This window comes from Paraburkholderia sabiae, from assembly GCF_030412785.1.
Taxonomy (GTDB): Bacteria; Pseudomonadota; Gammaproteobacteria; order Burkholderiales; family Burkholderiaceae; genus Paraburkholderia; species Paraburkholderia sabiae.
In genome coordinates this window covers 1,104,255-1,119,757 of the sequence record NZ_CP125295.1, presented here as the reverse complement: position 1 = coordinate 1,119,757, position 15,503 = coordinate 1,104,255, and the positions used below count along the sequence as shown (strand labels likewise).

Sequence of the window (15,503 nt, the reverse complement as noted above, 5' to 3'; positions counted from 1 at the left end):
GCGTCGGAGGCTGACGCCGCCCTGCTCTGCCCCTGGCCATTCGGCCAATGTCGTCTGGCCGAGGTGCATCACCTGCGCATCCCTTTATAATTCAAGGTTCCAGGCATTCTTTCCACGCATTTTCCGGCAGATTTTGACGATGACGACAAGCGACAACACGCTGGCCAAGAGTTTCGAGCCGCAGACGATCGAGTCCCAATGGGGCCCCGAATGGGAAAAACGCGGCTACGCCGCTCCGACGATGGAGCCGGGCCGCAAGAATTTCTCGATCCAGTTGCCGCCGCCCAACGTCACGGGCACGCTGCACATGGGCCACGCGTTCAACCAGACCATCATGGACGGCCTGACGCGCTATCACCGCATGCTCGGCGAGAACACGCTGTGGGTACCCGGCACGGACCACGCGGGCATCGCGACGCAGATCGTCGTCGAGCGTCAGCTGGACGCACAGGGCGTGTCGCGCCACGATCTCGGCCGCGAGAAGTTCACCGAGCGCGTGTGGGAATGGAAGCAGCAGTCGGGCTCGACCATTACGGGTCAGGTGCGGCGTCTGGGCGCATCGATCGACTGGTCGCGCGAATACTTCACGATGGACGACAAGATGTCGGCCGCCGTGCGCGACGTGTTCGTGCGCCTCTATGAACAGGGCCTGATCTACCGCGGCAAGCGCCTCGTGAACTGGGACCCGGTGCTGCTCACGGCCGTGTCCGATCTCGAAGTGGTCAGCGAGGAAGAAAACGGCAACCTGTGGCACATCCAGTACCCGCTCGTCGACGGCTCGGGTCATCTGACGGTTGCCACGACACGTCCCGAAACGATGCTCGGCGACGTCGCGCTGATGGTGCATCCGGAAGACGAGTGCTACGCGAAGCTGATCGGCCAGAAGGTCAAGCTGCCGCTGACGGACCGCGAGATTCCCATCATCGCCGACGACTACGTGGATCGCGAATTCGGCACGGGCGTCGTGAAGGTCACGCCCGCGCACGACTTCAACGACTATCAGGTCGGCCAGCGCCACAAGCTGCCGCAGATCGAAATCCTCACGCTGGACGCGAAGATCAACGACAACGCGCCGGAAAAATATCGCGGCATGGACCGCTTCGACGCGCGCAAGCAGGTCGTCGCGGATCTGGAAGCGATCGGCGCGCTCGAATCGGTGAAGCCGCACAAGCTGATGGTGCCGCGCGGCGACCGCACGGGCGTCGTGATCGAGCCGATGCTGACCGACCAGTGGTTCGTCGCGATGAGCAAGCCTGCCCCCGAGGGTACGTTCAATCCGGGCAAGTCGATCGCCGAAACGGCGCTCGACGTGGTGCGCAACGGCCAGATCAAGTTCGTGCCCGAAAACTGGACCACGACGTACTACCAGTGGCTCGAAAACATCCAGGACTGGTGTATCTCGCGCCAGCTGTGGTGGGGTCATCAGATTCCCGCGTGGTACGGCGAGAACGGCGAAATCTTCGTCGCGAAGACGGAAGAAGACGCGCGCGCCAAGGCCGACGCGCAGGGCTACAAGGGCGCACTGAAGCGCGACGACGACGTGCTCGACACGTGGTTCTCGTCGGCGCTCGTGCCGTTCTCGTCGCTGGGCTGGCCGCAGGAAACGCCTGAGCTGCAGGCGTTTCTACCTTCGTCGGTGCTGGTGACGGGCTTCGACATCATCTTCTTCTGGGTCGCGCGCATGGTCATGATGACCACGCACTTCACGGGCAAGGTGCCGTTCGATACCGTCTACGTGCACGGCCTCGTGCGCGACGCCGAAGGCCAGAAGATGTCGAAGAGCAAGGGCAACACGCTCGACCCGATCGATATCGTCGACGGCATCGGTCTCGACGCGCTCGTCGCGAAGCGCACGACGGGCCTGATGAATCCGAAGCAGGCCGCGTCGATCGAAAAGAAGACGCGCAAGGAATTCCCCGACGGCATCCCCGCGTTCGGTACGGACGCGCTGCGCTTCACGATGGCGTCGATGGCCACGCTCGGCCGCAACGTCAACTTCGACCTTGCACGCTGCGAAGGCTATCGCAACTTCTGCAACAAGCTGTGGAACGCGACGCGCTTCGTGCTGATGAACTGCGAAGGCCACGACTGCGGCTTCTCGAAGCCGGGCGCGTGCCAGCCGGGCGATTGCGGCCCGGGCGGCTACACGGACTTCTCGCAGGCCGACCGCTGGATCGTGTCGCTGCTTCAGCGCGTCGAAACGGAAGTCGAAAAAGGCTTTGCCGACTATCGCTTCGACAATGTGGCGAACGCCCTATACAAGTTCGTATGGGACGAATACTGTGACTGGTATCTCGAACTTGCGAAGGTGCAGATCCAGACGGGCACGCCCGAGCAGCAGCGCGCCACGCGCCGCACGCTGCTGCGTGTGCTCGAAACGGTGCTGCGTCTCGCGCACCCGGTGATTCCTTTTATTACGGAAGCGTTGTGGCAGAAGGTGGCGCCGCTCGCGGCGAAGTACCCGGAAGGCAAGGCGGAAGGCGAAGCGTCGATCATGACGCAGCCCTACCCGCTCGCCGAAGCGGGCAAGATCGACGAATCGGCCGAGCAATGGGCCGCCGATCTGAAAGCCGTGATCGATGCATGCCGGAACCTGCGCGGCGAGATGAGCCTGTCGCCGGCGACGAAGGTGCCGCTGCTGGTGACGGGCAACGCGGAGCGTCTCGCGTCGTTCGCACCTTACGCGCAGGCGTTGGCGCGTTTGTCCGAGGTGCAGATCATCGCGGACGAAGCGACGCTGGATGCGCAGGCACATGGCGCGCCAATTGCTATTGTTGGTACGGACAAGCTCGTTCTGAAAGTGGAAATCGATGTCGCAGCGGAACGCGAGCGACTGTCAAAAGAAATCGCGAGATTGAACGCAGAAGTTTCGAAATGTAACGCCAAGCTCCAGAACGAGAGTTTTGTTGCAAAAGCACCGCCGGCGGTCGTTGAGCAGGAGCAAAAAAGGCTGGCAGAATACCAGACCACGATTGGCAAGCTGACCGCACAACTGTCGCGCTTGCCTGCCTGATTCGACGACCCATGCGCGTCGCGCCATCCGGCGTCGGCGCGCATCCCAAACCAGAGGAAGCAGGGTACACACATGCTAAAAGTTACAAAGGCAGTCTTTCCGGTCGCGGGTCTCGGCACCCGCTTCCTCCCTGCCACCAAGGCCAGCCCGAAGGAGATGCTGCCGATCGTCGACAAGCCGCTGATTCAGTACGCTGTCGAGGAAGCGATGGCGGCCGGCATCACCGAAATGATCTTCGTGACGGGCCGCAGCAAGCGCGCGATCGAAGATCACTTCGACAAGTCGTACGAAATCGAGGCTGAACTGGAAGCGCGCGGCAAGGCGAAGCTGCTGGAACTGGTCCGCAGCATCAAGCCGAGCCATGTGGACTGTTTCTACGTGCGTCAGCCGGAAGCGTTGGGTCTTGGCCACGCTGTGCTGTGCGCGGAAAAGCTGGTGGGCGACAACCCGTTCGCGGTGATCCTTGCAGACGACTTGCTGTACGGCAAGCCGCCCGTGATGCAGCAGATGATCGAGGTGTTCGATCACTATCACAGCTCGGTGATCGGCGTCGAAGAGATTCCGCCGTCGGAGACGAAGTCGTACGGTATCGTCGACGGCAAGGAGTGGGAAGACGCGATCATCAAGATGTCGGGCATCGTCGAGAAGCCGGCGCCTGAGGTTGCGCCGTCTAACCTGGGCGTGGTCGGGCGTTATGTGCTGAAGCCGCGGATTTTCGATCATATCCGCGCGTTGAAGCCTGGTGCGGGTGGTGAGTTGCAGCTTACGGATGCGATTCAGTCGCTGCTCGCTGATGAGCAGGTTCTTGCTTATAAGTACCACGGCACGCGGTTTGACTGCGGTAGCAAGCTTGGATATCTGAAAGCTACTGTTGAGTTTGCCTTGCGGCATCCTGAAGTCGCTGCCGACTTCGAAGAGTATTTGCGGACTCGGTCGCCTGTGCTGGAAGGTTGAGGTTTTTGCCTGCAGCAGGCTTTGTTTTTTGCATCACAGCCGTCGTGTCTCGCGACGGCTTTTTTCTTTTTGTTGCTGGCATCCAGCGATTTCGCTGGCATCCTCGTTCGCTGGCATCCGCGAATTCGTATCGGTTTGCTAGTGTTGCCCCTGTGCGGGGCGGCACCTACTTTTCTTTGCAGCGGCAAAGAAAAGTAGGCAAAAGAAAGCCGCTTCAAACCTCCGGTGCCGGCCAGGATAACGCTACGGCACACGTTTCTTTGAGCGGTCGCACAGCGCCGCCAACACTTCGTAGAAAGCCCGCAGTCAGCCGCGCGCGGCGCGAAAAAAGACATCCACTTGGAGCACATTCGGTCGGCTTGTTTTTGTGCGTTTGCCGTCGGTTGATTGCGGCGGTATGTGCTCAGACTGTGTGTGTGCTTTCGCGCCGTGCGCAGTTAACTGCGGGCTTTCTACAGAGTGCGGGGGTCGCTGCGCGACAGCTCAACTGCGGCATGCCGCGGCGCTGCCCTGGCGGGCACCGGAGGTACAAAAGCGGCTTTCTTTTGCCTACTTTTCTTTGCCGCGGCAAAGAAAAGTAGGTGCCGCCCCGCACAGGGGCAACGCCTGAAGCACCGAAACGAATTCGCGGATGCCACCGCAGCCAAAGCAAAAAGCAAAAAGCAAAAAAGCAAAAACTGGCGACTAGCGTCGCAGACAAAAACCCTTCAACGCCGCCGCATCAAAAACACAAAAACCTTATCCGGCATCGTCGAGCTATCGACGATTTCATTCCCTGTCTGCTTGGAAAAAGCAGCAAAATCCCGCTGCGAGCCGGGATCCGTAGCCAGCACTTTAAGAATCTGACCGCTTTCCATATCAGCCAGCGCCTTCTTGGCGCGCAGAATCGGCAACGGGCATTTCAGCCCGCGCGCGTCCACTTCCTTGTGAATCTGAATTTCCATCGACGATGACCTTCCGAGGCGGCGCACTCAGCGCCATGCAGAAGGCTCAAATTTTAACGTAAGCACACAAAGCGCGCCCAGGCCGCGAAAACCCGGACGCGCCCACGACGATCACAGGTCGACGGCCTGCCCGCTCGAAAGCGATTCACGCAACGCAAAACCAATCCGCGTCGCCTCCATCGCGTCGGCCAACGTCGCCCCGCTTTGCCGCCCTTCCCTGACAGCCGCGACGAACGCCCGCGCTTCATGCAGGAACGCGTCCTCGAAGCGATCGAAGAACGTCGGCGTGCACTCGTTGCGGATACCGCTCGCATCCGCGATTTCTACGCGATTCAGACGCGGATTGCGCCCGACATACAGCGCGCCCGCCGTACCGATCACTTCGCTGCCCGTGTCGTTGCCATGCGCCAGCGTCCGCGACGCGTAGAACATCGCCATCCGCCCTCCCTCGAACTCGCAGATCGCCACGCCGTTGTCGACATCGCCGAACTCCCGCAAGCCTTCGTGCAGCGCAATCACGCCGCTCGCATATACGCGCTTCACCTTCGGCATGCCGAGCAGCCAGCGCGCGACGTCGATATCGTGCACCGTGCAGTCGAGAAAAATGCCGCCTGACGTCGGCGCAAAGCGCACGAAAAAGCCCTCGGGATCGTTCTGGTCGCAAGTCTGCGAACGCACCATGAACGGACGGCCGATCGCGCCCGCCTCGATCTTCTCGAACGCGTCGCGATAGCTGGGATCGAAACGGCGCATGAAGCCGATCGTCGCCTGCAACTGCGGATGACGCTGCGACTCGGCGATCACGCGCTCGCACTCGGCAAGATCCAGCGACAGCGGCTTCTCGCAGAACACATGCTTGCCCGCACGCAACGCATCGACGATCTGCTGCGCGTGCAGCGCGGACGGCGTGACGAGCCACACGGCATCCACATCGCGATCGTCGAGCAACGCGGCGTAATCGTCGTAAAGACGCGGCGCGGGCAGCGCGTTGCGCGCCCACTCGCGCTCGGCTTCGACGGGACTGCACGCGGCCACGAGCGCCGCGCCCGACACGCGGTACGCGAGGTTCTCCGCGTGCCGCTTGCCAAGCCGCCCCAACCCGACGATACCGACCCGCAATGGTCCGCCGCTCATCACAGCGCCTCGTTGAGCTTCACCGCGCGGCCTTCGCGCCACGAACGCGTCGCGGCTTCGGCGAGTTCGAGCGCCTTCATGCCGTCGGCGACTGTCGTGCGCACCGGCTTGCCTTGCGTGACGGCTTCGAAGAAATGCGCGATTTCGAGCGCGTACGCAGCGCGATAACGTTCGAGAAAGAAGTGCTCCGGCACGTCGCTCGATACGGCCGACTTCGAATACGCCGTCACTTCCGTCGGACGCACGTTGCCCGCCTGCAGCATCCCTTCGCTGCCGAGCACTTCGAAGCGCTGGTCATAGCCATACGCGGCACGCCGCGCCGTATTGATCTGGCAAAGTCGGCCGCGTTTCGTGCGGATCGTCACCGCCGTCGAACCGATATCACCCGCCTCGGCGATCGCCGGATCGGACAGACAACTGCCCGTCGCGTGCACGGTCTCCGCGTCGTCGTCGAGAATCCAGCGGAAGATGTCGAAGTCGTGAATCAGCATGTCCTTGAAAATGCCGCCCGAGTGCTTGATGTACTCGACGGGCGGCGCGCCCGGATCGCGGCTCGTCACGACGAGCATTTCCGGCGTGCCGATTTCGCCCGCATCGATGCGCGCCTTCAGCGCCGCGAACGTCGGATCGAAGCGGCGCTGGAAGCCGATCATGCACACGACGCCCGCCTTCGCGACGGCATCGGCGCAGGCGCGCGCGCGTTCCAGCGTCAGATCGACGGGCTTCTCGCAGAACACGTGCTTCTTCTGCGCCGCCGATTGCAGGATCAGATCGGCGTGCGTGTCGGTGCTCGAACAGATCACCGTCGCGCCGACCGACGCATCGCCCATCGCGCCGTCGATATCGGCCACCTGCGCGCCGTATTGCGCGGCGAGCGCTGCCGCCGCCTCGCGATTCACGTCGACCACATACTTGAGCCGCACGCCCGGCTGCCGCGCGAGATTGGACGCATGAATCTTGCCGATGCGCCCCGCGCCGAACACTGCCACGTCGATCGTCTTGCCTGCCACTTCAGTCATCGTATCCTCCAGTGTCTGTCGACTCTTCTACGTTCAATTCGAGCTTGTACGCGAGCGCGATGAACAGCGCCTGGCACAGGCAGATCGTGCTGGTCAGCGAGCGGAACGCAAACGCGCTGCCCTCTTTCACATACAGCTGCGTGCTCGCATAGCGCGCGAGCGGCGATAGCTGGCTATCCGTAATGACGAGCGTCTTCGCCTGATGGTGATGCGCGACGCGCAGGCAATACTGCGTCTCCTTGCCGTACGGCGCGAAGCTGATCGCGATCACGACATCGCCCTTCTTCACGCTGCGAATCTGCTCGCGATACATCCCGCCGAATCCCGACACCAGATGCACGCGCTTCGGCGTGTGCTGCAACGCGTAGACGATGTAGCTCGCGACGGGAAACGAGCGCCGCACGCCGATCACATAGATGTTGTCCGCCTGCTGCAGCATCTTCACGGCGGCGTCGAACTGCGCGTCGTCGAGCGAGCCTTCGAGTTCGTCCAGACCGTCGCGGCACGCGGCCACGAATTCCCGCGCGACACTGCCGCCCGACAGCCGCCCAGGCTTCTCGTCGATCAGCTTGCGGATGCGCTGCTGATAGCTCTGCGCCGAACCGCCCTGCGTCGTGTACGCCTGACGGAACACCGCCTGCAGATCGGAAAAGCCCGAGAAACCGAAACGCTGCGCGAAGCGCACCACGGCGGACGGATGCACGCCGCAACTCGCCGCGATGTCGCTGGTGCGATCGACCATCACGCTCGAACGATGCTGCTCGAGATACGTCGCGACGCTCTTCAACTGACGCGGCAACGACTCGTAGTTCTCCGCGATGCGCTGCATCAATTCTTCGACGCTCGGCAACTCTTCTGTGCTGTCTTCCGGCATGGCGCTGACCTCTGTGTTTTTTTGCAGCGCAAAACCGCACCCGAAACGCGTTTCGCAGAACGCAAACGAACGGAAATGCACTGTCCCGACGTTGCGGAGTATAGGCAGAACCGAAAGCAAATGGAATGGATTTTCCATTTTTTCTTTGACATGAAATTTTCATTGCACGTCTCGAAAAACTGGCCTACTCTTGGTCCTGAGCGATGACGCAACGGCGAGCCGGCATCACCTCGCAAAGCGTCAGACGCTCCCCTCAAATACGAACAGACAAAGGTGGAGACAATGAGACTTTGCAAAGGCAAGGCTTCGTTCAAGGTTCTGGCAGCAGCGCTGACGCTGGCGGCGGGCATCGGCGCGATGACGGCGGCATCGACGGCGCAGGCGGCGGACGCGAAGTTCGTGCTGATCAGCCACGCGCCGGACTCCGACTCGTGGTGGAACACCATCAAGAATGCGATCAAGCAGGCCGACGAAGATTTCAACGTCGAAACCGACTACCGCAACCCGCCCAACGGCGATCTCGCCGACATGTCGCGCCTGATCGAGCAGGCGGCCGCGCGCAACTATGACGGCGTGATCGTGACCATCGCCGATTTCGACGTGCTGAAGAGCTCGCTCGGCAAGGTCACGGGCAAGAAGATTCCGCTCGTCACGATCAACTCGGGCACGGAAGAACAGAGCGCGCAACTCGGCGCGATCATGCACATCGGCCAGCCTGAATACGTGGCGGGCAAGGCAGCGGGCGAAAAAGCCAAGGCTGCCGGCGTGAAGTCGTTCCTGTGCGTGAACCACTTCGCGACCAACGTCGTGTCGTTCGAGCGTTGCCGCGGTTTCGCGGATGCGCTCGGCGTGAACTACAAGACCTCCACGATCGATTCGGGCCAGGACCCGACGGAAATCCAGTCGAAGGTCAGCGCCTATCTGCGCAACCATCCGAAGACGGGCGCGATCCTGACGCTCGGACCGACGCCCGCTTCGGCGACGATCAAGGCCGTGCAGCAGATGGGCCTCGCGGGCAAAATCTACTTCGCCACGTTCGACTTCTCGGACGACATCGCGAAGGGCATCCAGGACGGCACGATCCAGTTCGCGATCGATCAGCAGCCGTATCTGCAAGGCTATATCGCCGTCGCCGTGCTGGCGATCGTGAAGAAAGAACACACGACCGATCCGACGAAGATCCGGCAGATCCTGCAGGCCAATCCGAAGTTCAAGGAGCGTCTGCAAACTTACGGCCTCGAGCCGTCGTATGGGCCGAAGAACATCCGTTCCGGTCCGGGCTTCATCACGAAGGCGAATATCGACAAGGTCATCAAGTACGCGGGCCAGTACCGCTGACGGACTGACTTCTTTAGCCAATACGCGGTACCGGGCGCGCCAGCATCGCGCGACCCCGGCGGACCTTTGCACGCTTTTTTTTGTGCGATGACAGCCGCCATCGTCGGGCGCCCCGACCGCGATCTTCACCGGCTTTCCGCGCGTCTCTCGCCACTCTCACGAGTGAAACCGCGCGTCAGAGCTGAATGCATGGACATTGGAGACATCATGGGCGTAGCCGGCAAACACTTTCCATCGCATGGTCACGACGCACCGAACGACGCGTCGGACGCCACCGCGCAATCCACCGCACCGGCGAACCCCGCTGACGAACGCATCCGCAAGGAATCGTTCTTCGGCCATGTGCTGAACCGGCCGGAATTCGCCGCGATCTCGGGCACCGTGCTGGTCTTCCTCGTGTTCGCGCTCACGGCGGGCAGCTCGGGCATGTTCAACCTCGACGGCGTGATGAACTGGTCGCAGGTGTCCGCGTATCTCGGCATTCTCGCCGTCGGCGCGTGTCTGCTGATGATCGCCGGCGAGTTCGATCTTTCCATAGGCTCGATGATCGGCTTCGCGGGCATGATGGTCGCGATTCCCGCCGTCTATTTTCACTGGCCGATCTGGGCGTCCATCATCTTCGCGTTCGCAGGCTCGATGGCGCTCGGCGCACTGAACGGCTATCTCGTGATGCGCACGCGCCTGCCGTCGTTCATCGTGACGCTCGCGTTCCTCTTCATTCTGCGCGGCCTGACGCTCGCGCTGTCGATCATGGTCGCGGACCGCACGATCATCTCCGGTGTCGGCGATCTCGCGCAGGCTGATGCCGTGACCAACTTCCTGTTTCATGGCGTCGCGCTGCACGGCCTCTTCACGAGCCTCGCGCACATGGGCATCGGCTCGCTGCTCGACAACGGCCAGCCGCTCGTCCCCGGCATTCCCAAAGTGCTGCTGTGGTGGTTCGCATTGGCCGCTGTGGGTGCGTTCGTCCTCGCGAAGACGCGCTACGGCAACTGGGTGCTCGCCGTCGGCGGCGATGCGAATGCCGCGAAGAATGTCGGCGTGCCCGTGCGCCGCGTGAAGATTTCCCTCTTCGTGCTGACGGCCTTCTGCTCGTGCCTGTTCGCCGTGCTGCAGGTGTGCGACATCGGTTCCGCTGCCGCCGACCGCGGCCTGCAAAAAGAATTCGAAGCGATCATCGCCGCGGTGATCGGCGGCACGCTGCTGACGGGCGGTTATGGCTCGGTAGTGGGCGCGTGCTTCGGCGCGCTGATCTTCGGCGTCGTGCAGATCGGCATCACCTATACGAACGTCAGTTCCGACTGGTTCCGCGTGTTCCTCGGCGTGATGCTGCTGATCGCGGTGCTGTTCAACCACTATGTGCGCCGTCGCGTGGCGCAGTCGTAATCGACAGGGGAAACGATCATGTCCGACACTCTCAAGCAGGACGACGTCATCCTGTCGCTCGAAAACGTCAGCAAGTATTTCGGCAAGGTGATCGCGCTGTCAGGCGTCACGCTGCGGCTGAAGCGCGGCGAAGTGCACTGCCTGCTCGGCGACAACGGCGCAGGCAAGTCCACGCTCATCAAGACGCTCGCGGGCGTGCACCAGCCCTCTTCCGGCGATTACCTCGTGGACGGCAAGAAGGTCAACTTCGAATCGCCGAGCGACGCGCTCGATATGGGCATCGCCACCGTCTATCAGGATCTCGCGCTGGTGCCGCTCTTGTCCGTCGCGCGCAATTTCTTCATGGGACGCGAGCCGCAGAAGAAGCTCTTCGGCCTCGTCAACGTGATGGACCTCGACACGAGCGCACGCATCGCCCGCGACAAGCTCGCTGAAATGGGCATCATGGTGCGCGACCCGCATCAGCCGATCGGCACGATGTCGGGCGGCGAACGGCAATGTCTGGCGATTGCGCGTGCGATTCACTTCGGCGCACGCGTACTGATTCTCGACGAACCGACAGCCGCACTCGGCGTGAAGCAGAGTTTCAATGTGCTCAAGCTGATTCACAAGGCGCGCGCGAAAGGCATCTCCGTGATCTTCATCACGCACAACGTGCATCACGCGTACCCCATCGGCGATTCGTTCACGCTGCTCAATCGCGGCAAGTCGATGGGCACGTACACGAAGGACACCATTTCGAAGGACGAAGTGCTCGACATGATGGCGGGCGGCGCGGAGATGCAGAAGATGATCAGCGAACTGGAAGGCGCGGAGATCTGAGCCCTGGCGCTCTCTCTTTTGCCTACAGCACAACCGGGACACACACATGGCTCTTACCAGCAACCCCACGCCTCGCGACGCGAGCCGCTTCGCGGCGGGCCGCAGCCGCGACATCATCTGCCTAGGCCGGCTAGCCGTCGATCTGTACGCGCAGCAGGTCGGCTCGCGTCTCGAAGACGTCGCGAGCTTCGCGAAGTATCTGGGCGGCTCGTCGGCGAACATCGCGTTCGGCTGCGCGCGACTCGGGCTGAATGCGTCGATGCTCGCGCGCGTCGGCAACGACCACATGGGCCGCTTTCTCACCGAAACGCTCACGAAGGAAGGTTGCGACGTCGAGCACGTGCGCGTCGATCATGAGCGTCTAACGGCTCTCGTGCTGCTCGGCCTGAAAGACCGCGATACGTTCCCGCTGATCTTCTATCGCGAGAACTGCGCGGACATGGCCGTCGATGAAAACGACTTCGACGAGGCGTACATCGCTTCGTCGAAAGCGCTGCTCATTACGGGCACGCATTTTTCGACGGAACAGGTGAACCGCACGAGCCGTCGCGCGCTCGAATACGCGCGACGTAACGATGTGCGTACCGTGCTCGACATCGACTATCGGCCGGTGTTGTGGGGACTTACGGGAAAGGCTGACGGCGAGACGCGCTTCGTCGCAAACGACGGCGTGAGCACGCATATCCAGAGCATCCTGCCGCTCTTCGATCTCGTGATCGGCACGGAAGAAGAGTTTCGCATCGCGGGCGGCAAGGACACGCTGATCGACTCGCTCGCGCAGGTGCGCAAGGTGACGGCCGCGACGCTCGTCGTGAAGCGCGGGCCGCTCGGCTGCCAGATCATCGAGGGCGACGTGCCCGCTTCCATCGACGACGCGCCGATTCAAGGCGGCGTCGAAGTCGAAGTGCTGAACGTGCTCGGCGCAGGCGATGCGTTCGCGTCGGGCTTCCTGTCCGGCTGGCTGCGCGACGAGCCGCTCGAAGCGTGCGCGCGCTCGGCGAACGCGAGCGGCGCGCTGGTCGTGTCGCGTCACGGCTGCGCGCCCGCGATGCCGACGCCCGCCGAACTCGACTACTTCCTGCGCGAAGCGAAAGCGGACCCGGCACGCATGCGCCGCCCCGACCGCGATGCGACGCTCGCGCGGCTGCATCGCGTGACGCCCGCTCGCAAAACGTACGATGAAGTGCTCGGCTTCGCGTTCGATCATCGCAACCAGTTCTTCGAACTCGCGCAGCAGACGGGCGCGGACCCGGCGCGCATTTCGACGCTCAAGCGCCTGTTCGTCGAAGCCGTCAAACAGACGGAAGAAGCGCTCGGCCTGCAAGGCAAGGTCGCCGTGCTGATCGACGATCGCTACGGTCAGGATGCGCTCAACGAAGCGACGGGACGCGGCTGGTGGATCGGCCGTCCTGTGGAGTTGCCGGGCTCTGTGCCGCTCGTATTCGATCATGGCCGCTCGGTCGGCACGACGCTGACGAGCTGGCCGCGCGAGCATGTCGTGAAATGCCTCGTGCAATTTCATCCCGACGAACCGATCGAACAGCGCATCGAACAGGAAGCGCAACTGCGCGCCCTCTACGACGCCGTGCAGGAATCCGGCCATGAACTGCTGCTCGAAGTGATTCCGCCGAAGCATCTGCCCGGCGGACCGGACGTCGTGTTTCGCGCGCTGAAACGGTTGTACAACATCGGCATCTATCCGGAATGGTGGAAGCTCGAACCAATGGATGCATCGCAATGGCAAGCCGTCGATGCGCTGATCCAGGAGCGCGATCCGTATTGCCGCGGCGTCGTGCTGCTTGGGCTGTCTGCGCCCGTCGAGCAGATGATGGAAGGCTTCCGCGCGGCGGCGCAATCGAAGACCTGCAAGGGCTTCACGGTCGGCCGCACGATTCACTATGAGCCGAGTCACGCGTGGCTTGCAGGCGAAATCAGTGACGACGAAGTGATCGCGCGCGTACGACGCACATTCGAAACGCTGATCCAGTCGTGGCGCGAGCATCGCGCGGCAGCGGGCGCGGGTGATGGCACAGCGCATGCGGGCTCATCGCGTAACGTTCATCAGGAGCAGGCGGCATGAATCAGCGCGTGTTGCATCATGATGTCGCGGCATCGCCCGATGCCGTTGCTCAGGCCAATGCCGACGGCACGATCCGTCTGACGGCGGCACAGGCCGTCGTTCGCTATCTCGCTGCGCAATTCGTCGAAACGGAGGACGGCGCGGGCACGGAGCCGCTGTTCGGCGGCGTGTTCGCGATCTTCGGGCACGGCAACGTCGCGGGACTCGGCGAAGCGCTTTATCAGCATCGTCACGAACTGCCGACTTACCGCGCGCACAACGAACAGGCGATGGCGCATAGCGCAATCGCTTTCGCGAAGGCACATTTCCGTCGACGCATGATGGCCGTGACGACATCGATCGGCCCCGGCGCGACGAATCTCGTGACGGCGGCGGCGCTCGCGCATGTGAACCGCTTGCCCGTGTTGCTGCTGCCCGGCGATATCTTCGTGTCGCGTGCGCCGGATCCTGTGTTGCAGCAGGTCGAGGATTTCCACGACGGCGGCATCTCGGCGAACGACGCGTTCAAGCCAGTGTCGCGATACTTCGATCGCATCGTGCATCCGGCGCAATTGCTCAACGCGTTGCCGCGCGCGATTCGCGTTCTGACAGATGCCGCGTTGTGCGGTCCTGTCACGCTCGCGCTGCCGCAAGACGTGCAGGCCACCGCATACGACTATCCCGCCGATTTCTTCGAACCGCGCGTCGTCAAGTTTCATGCGCCCTCGCCCGTCGAACACGAACTCGCCGATGCGCTGCTCGTGCTGCGCAACGCGAAGCGTCCGATGATCGTCGCGGGCGGCGGCGTGCTGTATGGCCGCGCGACCGATGCGCTGAAGGCGTTCGCGACGAAGCACGGCGTTCCCGTCGCTGAAACGCAGGCGGGCAAGAGCGCGCTCGCATGGGACGATCCGCTGAATCTCGGTGCGCTCGGCGTCACCGGTTCGCCCGGAGCGAACGGGATCGCGCACGAAGCCGATTGCGTGCTCGCTGTCGGCACGCGTCTGCAGGACTTCACGACGGGCTCGAACACGCTCTTCACGCAGGCGCAGGTGATCGGCATCAATGCGAATGCATTCGATGGCCTCAAGCATCGCGGTTGCATCGTGCAGGCCGACGCAAAGCTCGCACTTGAAGCGTTCGGCTCGCGACTGGAAGGATGGATAGCGGACAGCGCGTGGACCGCACGTGCGCAACAACACGCGAACGAGTGGCGCGACATCGTGCAGAAGCTCACGCATGCGCAGCAACGCGACAACGTGCTTCCCTACGACGCCGACGTAATCGGCGCAGTACAACGTTCGAGCGGACGCTCCACAACCGACGACATCGTCGTCTGCGCCGCCGGCACACTGCCTGCCGAATTGCACAAGCTGTGGCGCGCGGGACGTCCGGGCGCGTATCACGTCGAGTACGGTTATTCGTGCATGGGCTACGAGATCGCGGGCGGACTCGGCGCGAAGCTCGCGCGTCCTGAGCGCGAAGTCATTGTGATGGTCGGCGACGGCAGCTATCTGATGATGAACAGCGAAATCGCGACATCGGTGATGCTCGGCGCGAGGCTGATCGTCGTCGTGCTCGACAATCGCGGCTATGGCTGCATCAACCGCTTGCAGCAGGCCTGCGGCGGTGCACCGTTCAACAACATGTTCGACGACTGCGTACAAGGCTCGCCCGGCGCGCCGCAAATCGACTTCGCTGCACACGCGCGCGCGATGGGTGCGCAGGCCGAGCACGTCGCGAACGTGCAGGAACTCGAAGCCGCGATGCAACGCGCGCGCGCCTCGGATCGCACGTACCTGATCTGCATCGACACCGATGCCGCGCGCACCACGGACGAAGGCGGCTGGTGGTGGGAAGTCGCCGTGCCCGAAGTGTCGCCGCGCGAAGGCGTGCGCAGCGCACGCGCCGATTACGAAGCGCATATGAATGCGCGTGGCCGAAACAACGAGTGAGGAAG

11 protein-coding genes are annotated in these 15,503 nt (G+C 62.7%); 7 read left to right on the top strand and 4 right to left on the bottom strand.

The window, feature by feature from the left end; translation table 11 throughout:
- The first annotated feature begins 139 nt into the window (after positions 1-139).
- The gene (locus tag QEN71_RS05105; protein ID WP_201657956.1) at positions 140-3,013 is read left to right on the top strand and encodes a valine--tRNA ligase; all 2,874 of its coding nucleotides are present in this window, start codon (positions 140-142) and stop codon (positions 3,011-3,013) included.
- Between the two features lie 72 nt (positions 3,014-3,085).
- The gene (galU, locus tag QEN71_RS05100; RefSeq protein WP_012400984.1) at positions 3,086-3,967 is read left to right on the top strand and encodes a UTP--glucose-1-phosphate uridylyltransferase GalU; all 882 of its coding nucleotides are present in this window, start codon (positions 3,086-3,088) and stop codon (positions 3,965-3,967) included.
- A 707-nt stretch (positions 3,968-4,674) separates the two neighbouring features.
- On the opposite strand, the gene QEN71_RS05095 is transcribed toward galU, so the two are convergent.
- The 4 genes from QEN71_RS05095 to QEN71_RS05080 form a co-directional block, all read right to left on the bottom strand.
- Positions 4,675-4,905, bottom strand: a complete 231-nt coding sequence (locus QEN71_RS05095) for a sulfurtransferase TusA family protein (RefSeq protein WP_201658159.1) — start codon at positions 4,903-4,905, stop codon at positions 4,675-4,677.
- Between the two features lie 117 nt (positions 4,906-5,022).
- Positions 5,023-6,045 (bottom strand): Gfo/Idh/MocA family oxidoreductase, encoded by a 1,023-nt coding sequence (locus QEN71_RS05090; protein WP_201657959.1) that lies wholly within the window; start codon positions 6,043-6,045, stop codon positions 5,023-5,025.
- Complete coding sequence (iolG, locus tag QEN71_RS05085; RefSeq protein WP_201657962.1) at positions 6,045-7,064, bottom strand: inositol 2-dehydrogenase; 1,020 nt, start codon at positions 7,062-7,064, stop codon at positions 6,045-6,047. Before iolG ends, QEN71_RS05090 begins: the two co-directional genes overlap by 1 nt.
- Positions 7,057-7,938, bottom strand: coding sequence for a MurR/RpiR family transcriptional regulator (locus tag QEN71_RS05080; protein ID WP_201657966.1), 882 nt, complete (start codon positions 7,936-7,938; stop codon positions 7,057-7,059). The genes iolG and QEN71_RS05080 overlap by 8 nt, the downstream gene beginning before the upstream one ends.
- Positions 7,939-8,220: 282 nt before the next feature.
- On the opposite strand from QEN71_RS05080, the gene QEN71_RS05075 reads away from it, so the two are divergent.
- From QEN71_RS05075 to iolD, 5 genes are all read left to right on the top strand, one after another.
- A complete protein-coding gene (locus tag QEN71_RS05075; protein ID WP_201657969.1) occupies positions 8,221-9,276 on the top strand; it encodes a sugar ABC transporter substrate-binding protein in 1,056 nt (351 codons plus the stop codon).
- Positions 9,277-9,483: 207 nt separating this feature from the next.
- Positions 9,484-10,662: an ABC transporter permease gene (locus QEN71_RS05070; protein WP_201657972.1), complete on the top strand. Its 1,179-nt coding sequence runs from the start codon at positions 9,484-9,486 to the stop codon at positions 10,660-10,662.
- An 18-nt stretch (positions 10,663-10,680) separates the two neighbouring features.
- Complete coding sequence (locus tag QEN71_RS05065) at positions 10,681-11,484, top strand: ATP-binding cassette domain-containing protein (protein WP_201657975.1); 804 nt, start codon at positions 10,681-10,683, stop codon at positions 11,482-11,484.
- A gap of 46 nt (positions 11,485-11,530) precedes the next feature.
- Positions 11,531-13,564 carry a bifunctional 5-dehydro-2-deoxygluconokinase/5-dehydro-2-deoxyphosphogluconate aldolase gene (locus QEN71_RS05060; protein ID WP_201657978.1) on the top strand — a complete coding sequence of 678 codons (2,034 nt, stop codon included), beginning with the start codon at positions 11,531-11,533 and terminating at the stop codon, positions 13,562-13,564.
- Positions 13,561-15,498 (top strand): 3D-(3,5/4)-trihydroxycyclohexane-1,2-dione acylhydrolase (decyclizing), encoded by a 1,938-nt coding sequence (gene iolD, locus QEN71_RS05055; RefSeq protein WP_201657981.1) that lies wholly within the window; start codon positions 13,561-13,563, stop codon positions 15,496-15,498. The genes QEN71_RS05060 and iolD overlap by 4 nt, the downstream gene beginning before the upstream one ends.
- Positions 15,499-15,503: the final 5 nt, after the last annotated feature.

Coding starts and splice junctions, on each gene's coding strand:
- QEN71_RS05065 (WP_201657975.1), top strand. CDS start 10,681: ATGTCCGACACTCTCAAGCAGGACGACGTCATCCTGTCGCTCGAAAAC.
- iolD (WP_201657981.1), top strand. CDS start 13,561: ATGAATCAGCGCGTGTTGCATCATGATGTCGCGGCATCGCCCGATGCC.
- QEN71_RS05090 (WP_201657959.1), bottom strand. CDS start 6,045: ATGAGCGGCGGACCATTGCGGGTCGGTATCGTCGGGTTGGGGCGGCTT.
- QEN71_RS05105 (WP_201657956.1), top strand. CDS start 140: ATGACGACAAGCGACAACACGCTGGCCAAGAGTTTCGAGCCGCAGACG.
- iolG (WP_201657962.1), bottom strand. CDS start 7,064: ATGACTGAAGTGGCAGGCAAGACGATCGACGTGGCAGTGTTCGGCGCG.
- QEN71_RS05075 (WP_201657969.1), top strand. CDS start 8,221: ATGAGACTTTGCAAAGGCAAGGCTTCGTTCAAGGTTCTGGCAGCAGCG.
- galU (WP_012400984.1), top strand. CDS start 3,086: ATGCTAAAAGTTACAAAGGCAGTCTTTCCGGTCGCGGGTCTCGGCACC.
- QEN71_RS05070 (WP_201657972.1), top strand. CDS start 9,484: ATGGGCGTAGCCGGCAAACACTTTCCATCGCATGGTCACGACGCACCG.
- QEN71_RS05080 (WP_201657966.1), bottom strand. CDS start 7,938: ATGCCGGAAGACAGCACAGAAGAGTTGCCGAGCGTCGAAGAATTGATG.
- QEN71_RS05060 (WP_201657978.1), top strand. CDS start 11,531: ATGGCTCTTACCAGCAACCCCACGCCTCGCGACGCGAGCCGCTTCGCG.